Annotated in this window: 3 protein-coding genes; all 3 read left to right on the top strand. The window is 29.6% G+C overall.

Annotated elements, in window-relative coordinates; all coding sequences use genetic code 11:
• A partial coding sequence (locus tag HUJ77_RS14900; RefSeq protein WP_291709987.1) for a terminase occupies window positions 1–1,195 on the top strand: 1,195 nt, incomplete at its 5' end.
• A 2-nt stretch (window positions 1,196–1,197) separates the two neighbouring features.
• A complete protein-coding gene (locus HUJ77_RS14905; RefSeq protein WP_291709988.1) occupies window positions 1,198–2,736 on the top strand; it encodes a capsid protein in 1,539 nt (512 codons plus the stop codon).
• On the top strand, window positions 2,720–3,989 hold a 1,270-nt coding region (locus HUJ77_RS14910; RefSeq protein ID WP_291709991.1), incomplete at its 3' end, for a phage minor capsid protein. The genes HUJ77_RS14905 and HUJ77_RS14910, both read left to right, overlap by 17 nt.

Consider the following 3,989-nt stretch of genomic DNA (forward strand, 5'->3'; position numbering starts at 1 on the left):
TGTTATAGCAGCTAAGACAACTGGTGTAGCAGAAAAGAACATAATCCAAAAGGAATATGGAATTATAGATGTATTTGGAGATTTAGTTAGATACAATGGAAATGGAGATAAAGATAATAAAATACCTCACATAAGGTATAATACACCTAGTGGAGAAAAGGTTATTTATATTCTAGGTTATGATAATGTAGATAAGTGGAAAATGGCTTTAGGTTCTCAATTTGGATGTGTACTTATAGATGAAATTAACACAGCAAGTATTGAATTTGTAAGAGAAATATCCACTAGAAATGATTATTTAATGGGTACACTTAACCCAGATGATCCTAACTTATCTATATATAGTGAGTTCATAAATTGTAGTAGACCATTAGAAAAATATAAAAAGGATGTACCAGTAGAAATATTAGAGCAACTTAATTCAGAAGAGAAGCCTAGTTGGACTTACTGGTTTTTTAGTTTTTATGATAATGCTTCTTTAAGTGAAGAAGATATAGAGAAGAAGAAATTAAGTGCTCCAAAAGGTACTAAGCTTTATAAGAATAAGATATTAGGACTTAGAGGAAGAGCAACAGGATTAATATTTTCTAACTTTGAAAGAAAGAATAATGTAATTACTAGAGAAAAGGCTAAAAAATATAAATTTATTCAATTTAGTGCTGGGCTTGATACAGCTTATTCAGAAAGCAGTCCAGATACACTAGCAATGACTTTTATAGGGATAACTGATAAGGGTAAATTAGTAATACTTAATGAGGAAGTATATAATAATAAAAATTTAGAAGTACCATTAGCACCTAGTGACATAGCTCCTAGGTTTTTTAATTTCTTAGAAAGAAATAGAAAAGAATGGGGCCTTGCAAGAGATGTATTTATTGATTCAGCAGACCAGGCAACTATAACAGAGCTTAAGAAATTTAAAAGAACTAACCCATGTGTATATAATTTCTTAAATGCCTATAAGAAGATAACTATAATAGACAGAATACACTTAGCATTAGGCTGGATTAATGTAGAAAATAAAATATACTATGAAGTTTTAAATACTTGTGCAGAGCATATTAGAGAGTTAGAGAGCTATAGTTGGAAAGAAGATAAATATGAGCCAGAAGATAGTAATGACCATACAATTAACTCTAGTCAGTATGCATGGATACCATTTAGAACAAAGATAGGAAATTATAAAGGAGAATAGATATGGGACTAATAGGAGGATTTAAAAGTATGTTAACAAAAGCAGCAATTAAATATTTAAATGTTCAGCCTGCATCACAAAGTAGTATTAATATACAAGAAGCATATACCTATGAAACTAATCTAATAAGAAATAAACTTTGGTATAGAGGGGAAGCTTATGAACTTGAACAATTCTTTAAGAATATAAGTAGTGATCCAGTAAATAAAGCTAGATTTTGGTCAGCAGTACCGAGTGAAAATTTGAGTATTAGAAAGATACATAGTGGATTACCAGCTATGATAGTTGATAGGCTTAGTGATATTATAGTTGCAGATATAGATAACATTGAATTAGAAGATAAAGAAAGCAATACTATATGGGAAGAAATTAGGAAAGATAATAAGTTTGATGAAATGATAGGTGATGTTATTTCTAAAGTTCTAATAAGTGGAGATGGAGCTTTTAAATTATCAATAGATAAGGAAGTTAGTAAGTATCCTATACTAGAGTTCTTTGATGGATCTATGGTTGAATGTGAAACCAATAGGGGAAGATTAAAAGAAATTAAATTCATAACTTATTATAATAAATCAAACTATAAAAGATATAAGTTGGTAGAGATATATGGGAAAGGATATGTAAGATATAAGCTTTATGATGAAAGAGAAAATGAAGTACCCTTGTCAGTTATAGAAGAAACATCTAATTTAATTGATGTAACATTCAATGACGATTTTATAATGGCCTTACCTTTGATGTTTTTTAAAAGTGTTAAATTTGAAGGTAGAGGAAAGAGTTTATTAGATAATAAATCAGATGCCTTTGATGCATTAGATGAAGTTATAAGTCAATGGATAGATGCTATAAGGGATGGAAGAGTACAAAAGTATATTCCAGAGGACTTAATACCTAGAAACCCAAATACAGGAGATTTATTAAAACCTAATCCTTTTGATAATAAGTTTATTGCTGTAGGTACAAGCCTTGCAGAAAATGCAAATAATCAAATAGATATGAAACAAGCAGATATTAATTACTTAGCTTATATAGAGAGTTATGCTAATGCTATAGATATGTGCTTACAAGGTATTATAAGTCCATCTACATTAGGAATAGACCTTAAGAAAACAGATAATGCAGAAGCACAAAGGGAGAAAGAAAAGACTACTTTATATACAAGAAATAAGATGGTTGATGTATTAACAGAAGTCATTCCTCACTTAGTTGAAATTATGCTAAAAACTAATGATGTTCTTAATAATAAAACTCCAGGAGAATATGAGGTATCAATAGCCTTTGGAGAATATGCATCACCTAGCTTTGATACAGTAGTAGAGATAGTAGGAAAAGCCAAATCTTATGGAATAATGTCGATTGAAAAAGTAGTTGATGAACTTTATGGAGATACAATGACAGATGAAGAAAAGGCTATTGAAGTACAAAGAATAAAAGAACAAAACGGAATGGTTGAAACAGAAGAACCTAAAACAGTAGATGATGAAGATTATAATAATTTAGATGATCCAGAGGATGTGGATTTAGATGGCGAAGAAGAATAAGTCTAGTAAGATAGGAGATATACTTAAGAATATAACAAAAAAGTATATTAAGGATACTGCAGCTAAAGAAAGAGAAAAGTCTTATGATATTAGAAAGATATTTGAACAGATGGAACTGGACCTTATATCTTCTATGCGTAGGGCTTTTTATTTTCATCAAAACGAGCAAAAAAAGGAAGGTTTTGAATGGGAACAATGGCAATTATCTAAACTAAGAGCTATGGAGCAGTATAGAGCAAGGAATAGAAAAATTGTATCTAAATATAATAAGCCTATTCAAGATGCTATAAATAGAGAATTAAGGGGAAACTTTTCTAAAGGAGAAGGCAAAGTAGAAAAGCTATTTAATAAGATTAATCAAGTGCTTAAATGGAGAAAAAGAGAACACCAATCAATAGAGTTTCCAGATGATATTGATACGTCTACTTTAAAAGGGTATATGGCTAAAGAATTAGGGAGTCCAGGAGCAATACCACAAGAAAAGAATTTCTTTGGAGTTAATGAAAAGAAATTAGAAGCTTTAATATCTACAGTTAATAATGATTTAAATAAAGCTCAATATTCAGTTCTTAGAAAAATGGATGATGTATATAGACAAACTATATTTAAAACTCATATGTACTTACAGAATGGTGCTAAGACACTAAATCAAGCTATAGATATGTCAACTAAGGACTTCTTAGATAAAGGTATTAACTCTATAGAATATAAAAATGGTGCTAAAGTAAATATATCTTCATATGCAGAAATGGCACTTAGAACAGCTAATCATAGAGCAATGCTACTAGGAGAAGGTAAAAAGCGTGATGAATATGGAATACATTTAGTAGTTGTTTCAGCTCATGCCAATACTTGTAAGATGTGTGAACCATGGCAAGGAAAGATAGTTATAGATGATATATTTAGCCATCCTAGTAATGAATATATTGAGAAGTATAAAGATAAGTATAAGTTATTAAGTGAAGCAATAGATAAGGGATTATTACATCCTAACTGTAGGCATGCATTAATAACTTATTTTGAAGGAATAACAACACTTCCTAAGGTACAAGATGGTAAGGAAGCTATTAAGACTTATGAAGCAGAACAAAAGCAGAGAGCATATGAAAGAGATATAAGAAAATGGAAAAGGATTGAAGCAGGATTAGTTGATGAAGAAAATAAAATAAAAGCAGCAAATAATGTTAGAAAATTACAAAATAAATTAAATAAACATATAAAAGATAATCCTAAATTAAGGATAAATAATAATA

This window comes from Clostridium sp. (genome assembly GCF_021443865.1).
Lineage (GTDB): Bacteria > Bacillota > Clostridia > Clostridiales > Clostridiaceae > Clostridium.

What these genes read in the sequence shown, in the direction of transcription:
- HUJ77_RS14905 (WP_291709988.1), top strand. Translation starts at nt 1,198, where the DNA reads ATGGGACTAATAGGAGGATTTAAAAGTATGTTAACAAAAGCAGCAATT.